Here is a 6205-nt window from a genome sequence, read left to right as displayed (position 1 = left end):
CCTCGTGGTGCCCCCCCCCCCCCCGCGGGGCCCCCCCCCCTGTGCGGCGCCCGCGGCCCATGGCTCGCCCACCCGCTCTACGCTCTACGACCTGGTCGACATCAGCTCCACCCGAGACGGGGGCACCACCCTCCGCCTCCACATGGACATCCTCCGGCAAAGCGCGGACGCACCTCTCGAACCGTCGTGCACCCTCTGCAGTACCCACCCCGAAGGCCGGCGCTCCTCGATCCCCCACCGGAACTGCGGTACCCGCTCCACCTGCTCGGGACGGCATGGCCGTATCCGACACCGTCGGCCGGCCGTACACCCTCGGGGCGGACACTTCCGGTACCCCGCCGCCTGCACGCTGCCGGCCTCAAGCCTGCGCGTGGCCGTATCGCGCCCTGGCCGAGGTCAGATCGGGTTCGCCGAACCGGGCCCGCAGAAGGCCGAAGGCGTGGACCTTGTCCGCGCCGAACTTCTCCACGTGCGTGGCATAGGTGTCGGCACTGAGGAACGTCGGGGGAGTCGTCTTGCTGTGGAACTTGTCGGCGTACATGACCAGTTGCTCTTCGATGGTCTCGGCCAGATAGTCGGCCTCGGGTATGGCGAGCCCCTGACCGCGGATGTCGTCCCGAGTAAGTCCGACGCCCGTGTGGCAGGAGCAGAAGCGGCGCAGGCGCTCCGGGAATCCCTCCGCGTGGAGGATGTCGTGGCCGAGGACGCCATGGCGGACGTAGTTGCGGTGGTCGAGCCGGCCGGCCTGGTCGTACAGCCGGTAGACGCCGATGTCGTGGAGCAGGGCGCCGACACGGACAAGGTCGGCGTCGAGGGGGAGGTCCGTCCGTTCCAGAAGCTGTTCGGCGATGCCGCAGACGATTTCGCAGTGGGTGAAGACGAGGTCCAGGGCCTCCTGCGATGGCGCGTACCGCTCGTGCAGCGCGCGTACCTCATTGACCGTCGGCAGGATCACTTCGGCAGCCTACCTTCCCACCCGCACGCGAACCGCCGGCGCCGGCAGACCGTGGGACCCGGAACGGAGCTTCGTCGAACCCGCCATGTGCCCGGCGCACACGGTCGCCGCCGTGACCCGCGCGCCTACAAGTTCACCCTGGTTCTGGAATGCCCTGGTCTTCGTGAGCCTGCACGCCTCGACCGCCGTCGGTACGTTGTCACCCCCTGATCCTGGGGATTCACGCACCTTCCCGACCAGGCCATTGTCCGGAGCGTGCTCCGAAGCCCGGTGCACGCTCCGCACGGCAGTGCATGGCCGGCGGGCGATCAGGGGGAACCGATGATGAGAAGTATCCTGCGGCGTCGTGGCGCCATCGTGGCGGTACTGGGCGCCGGTGCGCCGGCTCCGGCGACCGGCAGCGCGTCCGCCGCGGCCGCGTTGATCCCTGTCACCTCGGCCACCGGGTGGGCGTCCACAACACGACACACGCGGAGTTTGCGTGGGAGGTGCGGGGACTTGACGGTGACCGTGGCCTGTTCGCCGAGGGCTCGGATCTTTGTGTGGCAACGGTTGACCGGATGCCGGCCCGCGCGGAACTCACAGTTGCTGGGTGCGCGTCGCCATCCCATCGGTTCACGTATGTGAACTGATTCATGTATGTGAACTATTGGGATCGGGTCGCAGCCAAGGATGGGGAAGTCCACGGCTCTGTACGGGGTCACCCGGAGTTGATCGGACAGTGGCGGCAGTCTGCCGGCGGATCGGTGTTCACATACTTGTCACCCCGTAGTGCTCGCCCTATCCTCGCGTGGAGAAAGCGCTTTCCCGATACCTGCTGACCGTGTCGGGGGAGCGGCTCGCGGTATCAGTCACGGGGCAGCCCACGCGCCGCAACCGATCCGGCGCGGGGCCGGTCCGGGCTGACCGCATCGAGGTGCCGACGCGCCAGGCTCCGGGATGTGCTCCGGGGCGCGGACGCATCGCACTCGTCGCCGTGGCCACGGCGACGAGTGACTGAGTCACGGGTCGGCCGGGACCCCTGCGGCCCCGTTCTTCCGGGTCGTGTCGTCCTGGCGGAGCCCCCACCTGTGTCGCCCCGGCATGCGTGCGCCCCGTCCTGGCACCCGGCCGTGTCGCGCGCATGGTGGACGCACTGCTGACGCCACAGCTATCGCCGCACCACATCACCACCCCCACCGCCCCTTCCGGCCCGTGATGAGAACAGCATCGTGAGCCGGGCCGGCAGGAGCCTGCATCGATACACGTATGGCATGCACATGGCAGAGACATGGCATGGGTTCGCGACCGTGACGGCCCCCGGATCCGGGGACGGACGGGCGCGGCACCCCGGTACGCGATGACGAAAGACGAGGCGAGGATGAGAAAGCCAGTCGCTCTGCGACTCCCCGCGGCACTCGGCACGCTGGCCCTGGCGGCGGCGACAGGCGTGGTCCTGTCCATGCCCACCGCATCGGCGGCCGGCGCCGGCGCGACCGGGTTCGCCACCCAGAACGGCGGCACCACCGGCGGCGCCGGCGGGACGACGGTCAAGGCCACCACCGGCACCCAGATCCACCAGGCACTGTGCAGCCGGGCCGGCACCAGCACCCCGATCACCATCCAGGTCGAGGGGACGGTCACCGTCGGCAACACCGCGAAGGTGTCGGGCGCCGGCTGCAACACCGCCGCCGGTGTGATCGAGCTGAAGGGCATCAGCAACGTCACCCTCGTCGGCGTCGGCAGCGGAGCCGTGTTCGACCAGATCGGCATCCACATCCGCCAGTCCAGCAACATCATCGTCCAGAACGTGACCGTCCAGAACGTGAAGAAGTCGGGGTCACCCACCTCCAACGGCGGTGACGCCATCGGCATGGAGAGCGACGTACACAATGTCTGGGTCGACCACGCCACGCTGATCGCCTCGGGTGGCGAGTCGGAGGGCTTCGACGGCCTGTTCGACATGAAGGACAACACCCGGTACGTGACACTGTCCTACAGCATCCTGCGCAACTCCGGCCGCGGCGGCCTCGTCGGCTCCAGCGACAGCGACCTCGCCAACGGACCGGTCACCTTCCACCACAACCGCTACGAGAACATCGACTCCCGTACGCCCCTGCTGCGCGGCGCCACCGCCCACATCTACGACAACTACTACGTCAGCCTGAACGAATCGGGCATCAACCCCCGGGCCGGCGGCAAGGCCAAGGTCGACAACAACTACTTCAAGGACTCCAAGGACGTCCTCGGCACGTTCTACACCGACCTGCCGGGATACTGGCAGGTCAGCGGAAACATCTTCGACAACGTGACCTGGTCGCAGCCGGGCGAGGAAAACAACCCCGCCGGGCCGAACCCGACGTCGAACACGACCGTCAGCATCCCCTACTCCTACAGTCTCGACGCCGCGTCCTGCGTGCCGTCGATCGTGACCGCGACGGCGGGCGCCAACAACGGCCTGAAGGTGTCGGACGGCAACTGCGCGGCGACGACACCCACCGCGACCGCCACCTCGACTCCCACCACCGCACCGACCGCCACCGCCACGCCGACGGTCACCGCGACATCGACGCCCACCGGGACCAACCTGAGTATCGGCGCCGACTCGGACGGTTCCAGCAAGGCAGCCGGCACCAGCTACGGCAACGTCCGCGACAGCGACATGAGCACCTACTGGTCGCCGGCCGGCTCGAGCGGCTCCATCTCGGTCAAGTGGGGCTCGGCAACCACCATCTCCAAGATCAACATCCGTGAGGCCTCCGGAGCCACCGGCAACATCGGCTCCTGGCGGGTGCTCAATGCCGACACCGGGGCGGTGCTGACCTCGGGCAGCGGAGCGGGCGCCATCTCGTTCGCATCCACTTCACTGAAAAAGGTCACCTTCGAGATCGCGGGCTCGAGCGCCACCCCGAAGGTGGCCGAGTTCGAGACCTACGCCTGACCGGAAGGACGGTGCCCCAGCCCAGGCCGGCCGCACGAGCGGCCGGCCGGTTCACGCTTCCACCGGGCCGGCCGGAGGGCTTACCCCGCCTCGTCGCCGGGGCGCCTGATCGCGGGAGTCGGCTCTATCGTCGCTCTTCGTATGGTGCGGCGCTGAGCAGCCGTTGTGGCACCCCAGATCCCGTCGTCCTCGCCGTGCTCGAGTGCCCAGTCGCGGCAGGGGATGAGCACGGCGCAGCGGCGGCATACCGCTCGGGCCAGTGAGGCTTCTGTGCCAGGAGCCGCGATGTCGGAGAGAGGGAAGAAGATCTCGGGATCTTCCCCCACGCACGCAGCTTGATCGCGCCAGTCGGAAGTTGCCGGTTGTCCGCAGCATGCGCCGGTCATGGTGCACCTCTCAAGACCGCCTGAAGGCAGGGCAAGCGATGGCCGCGGCGCAGGACACCACCGCGGCTCCGGCAGAGGTTCCGAGCATCTTAAACGCATATGTCTTATTTGCGGTAGAGGGTCGACGATGTGACCGGTGAGTGACGGCCGACAACGGGGGAGTGGCCGGGTCGGGGACCGCCGTCGCGGACCGGGGTGTCTCCTGCGGCGAGCGGGGCGCGGGCGGCTACCCGTCACGCGTTCCGGAGCGAGGGGGCGGGCGCTGTCGGGCCGCCGGAGCTGCTCGCGGTTCCCGCCTGATCCGTCCACCGCGCACGCGATGGGAGCCGGGGAATAGGGATCAAACCCAAGAGGCGGAGCGAGGCGGTGGGACTCAGGAGCAGGAGAGTTTTGAACATGTTCAATCGGGCGTACGCTACCCCCATGAGCGACCGAGCTGTCCTTGTGCAACTCGGGGTCGTCCAACGCCGCACGCATCTCCTCGCTGTGCCGGAACCGCTCGTGGCCCGCCCGCCACTCGGCCACGCCGGTGCCCCCGCCCCTCGTCGTAGCCGGTTCCCTCGACCTCCTGGGTGTAAGGAGAAGGGGAGGCCGACGTGAGACGTGAGAGGGCCCGCGCGAGCGCGGCGATTCGAGGGAGCGCGGCGAGCCGGGGGAGCCGGCGACGGGGACACCGAGGGAGAGCCCCTCGGAGGAGCGCAGGTCACACCCGCGTCTCGTCCGGCCTGCGGATCCCCGAAGACCGACCCCTAGTGCTCCTGAGCCGAGACCTGCCGGCAGCGTACGGCGAGGGCCGCGATGTCGTCATCGAGCCTTCCGCCGCCGTAGTGGAGCAAGTCCCTGTGCAGCTGGTTCAGCAGCTCACGGGGCGGGGCCGCGCGGTGCTGGCGCATCCAGTCCGGCAGCGGGAAGAACGTGCCGTTGCGGTCGCGGGTTTCCGTTACGCCGTCGGTGTAGAGCAGCATCTGGTCGCCGGGGACGAAGGCGACGGTGTCCACGTGGTAGTGGTCTCCGAGGAGCGCCGCCAGATTGAGGGGTGTGGAGGGGCGGGTGGGCTCAAGAACGTGGATGTCGCCGCCCTGCACGAACACCGGTGGCGGATGACCGCAGTTGAGAACCTTGACGTGCCCGCTGCCGTAGGGGATCTCGGTGATCAGAGCGGTGGCGAAGTGCTCCTGCTGATCGTCAGCGGGGATCGCGGCGCTGTAGCGGGTCATGGTGGTCTGCAGGCGATGGATCAGACCCTTCAGGTCAGGCTGGTCGTACGCGTTCTCCCTGAAACAGTTGATCACTGCCGCGGCGGCCCCCACCGCTGACAGGCCCTTGCCGCGTACATCGCCGATGAGCAGGCGGACTCCGTACGGCGTGTCGGCCGCCTCGTAGAAGTCGCCTCCGATGCGGGCCTGCTCCTGGGCCGCCCGGTACAGCGACTCGATCTCGATGCCCTGGATACGGTGCGGCAGCGGACGCAGCAGCACCTTCTGCGCCGCGTCGGCGACGAGCCGGACCTGGAAGAGAGTCTCCTCGCGCTGGAGCCGGAGATGGCTCGCGTATGCGGCCGCGAGGGTGACCGCGGCGATCGCGGCAGCGGTGTACGGCGTCCCCAGATCGGAGTGGACGAAGCTGATGCCGATCATGACCAGAAAGCAGAACGCCCCCAGCAAGAGCGTCGGGAGCACGGGCCACAGGGCGGCTGCGAGGGCGGGTGCCGCGGGCAGGAGGCGGCTGAAGGCGATCTCTCTCGGAGTGGCGAAGGCCAGGCCGGTGATGACGACGGTGACAAGCACCGGTGACAGCATTACGGCCTGCCGCTGACCGCCGTAGGGACGGTGGCGGCGCCGGAGCCGTGTTGACCTGGTCACAATTCAGATCTTATCGGGCCGAAGTGGGTGACGAACGGGTCCGCCACTCTCCGATCAGCGGTCGCCGGCCCGGCCGCGCCGT

General features: G+C 68.8%; 4 protein-coding genes. 1 reads left to right on the top strand and 3 read right to left on the bottom strand.

Annotation, left to right across the window (positions count from 1 at the left end; genetic code table 11):
* Positions 1-358 precede the first annotated feature (358 nt).
* Entirely contained in the window at positions 359-955 is a 597-nt protein-coding gene (locus ACFWBB_RS25745) for an HD domain-containing protein (RefSeq protein ID WP_385277007.1), read from the bottom strand.
* Between the two features lie 1360 nt (positions 956-2315).
* Between ACFWBB_RS25745 and ACFWBB_RS25740 the strand changes: the two genes are divergently transcribed.
* Positions 2316-3875, top strand: coding sequence for a polysaccharide lyase family 1 protein (locus ACFWBB_RS25740; protein WP_385277004.1), 1560 nt, complete (start codon positions 2316-2318; stop codon positions 3873-3875).
* A gap of 80 nt (positions 3876-3955) precedes the next feature.
* On the opposite strand, the gene ACFWBB_RS25735 is transcribed toward ACFWBB_RS25740, so the two are convergent.
* Complete coding sequence (locus ACFWBB_RS25735; RefSeq protein ID WP_385277001.1) at positions 3956-4261, bottom strand: WhiB family transcriptional regulator; 306 nt, start codon at positions 4259-4261, stop codon at positions 3956-3958.
* Positions 4262-5010: 749 nt separating this feature from the next.
* Positions 5011-6060 carry a PP2C family protein-serine/threonine phosphatase gene (locus ACFWBB_RS25730; RefSeq protein ID WP_385277085.1) on the bottom strand — a complete coding sequence of 350 codons (1050 nt, stop codon included), beginning with the start codon at positions 6058-6060 and terminating at the stop codon, positions 5011-5013.
* Positions 6061-6205: the final 145 nt, after the last annotated feature.

Source organism: Streptomyces sp. NPDC060000 (genome assembly GCF_042737375.1).
Taxonomy (GTDB): Bacteria; Actinomycetota; Actinomycetes; order Streptomycetales; family Streptomycetaceae; genus Streptomyces.
This window is presented reverse-complemented; position numbering and strand designations above follow the sequence as displayed.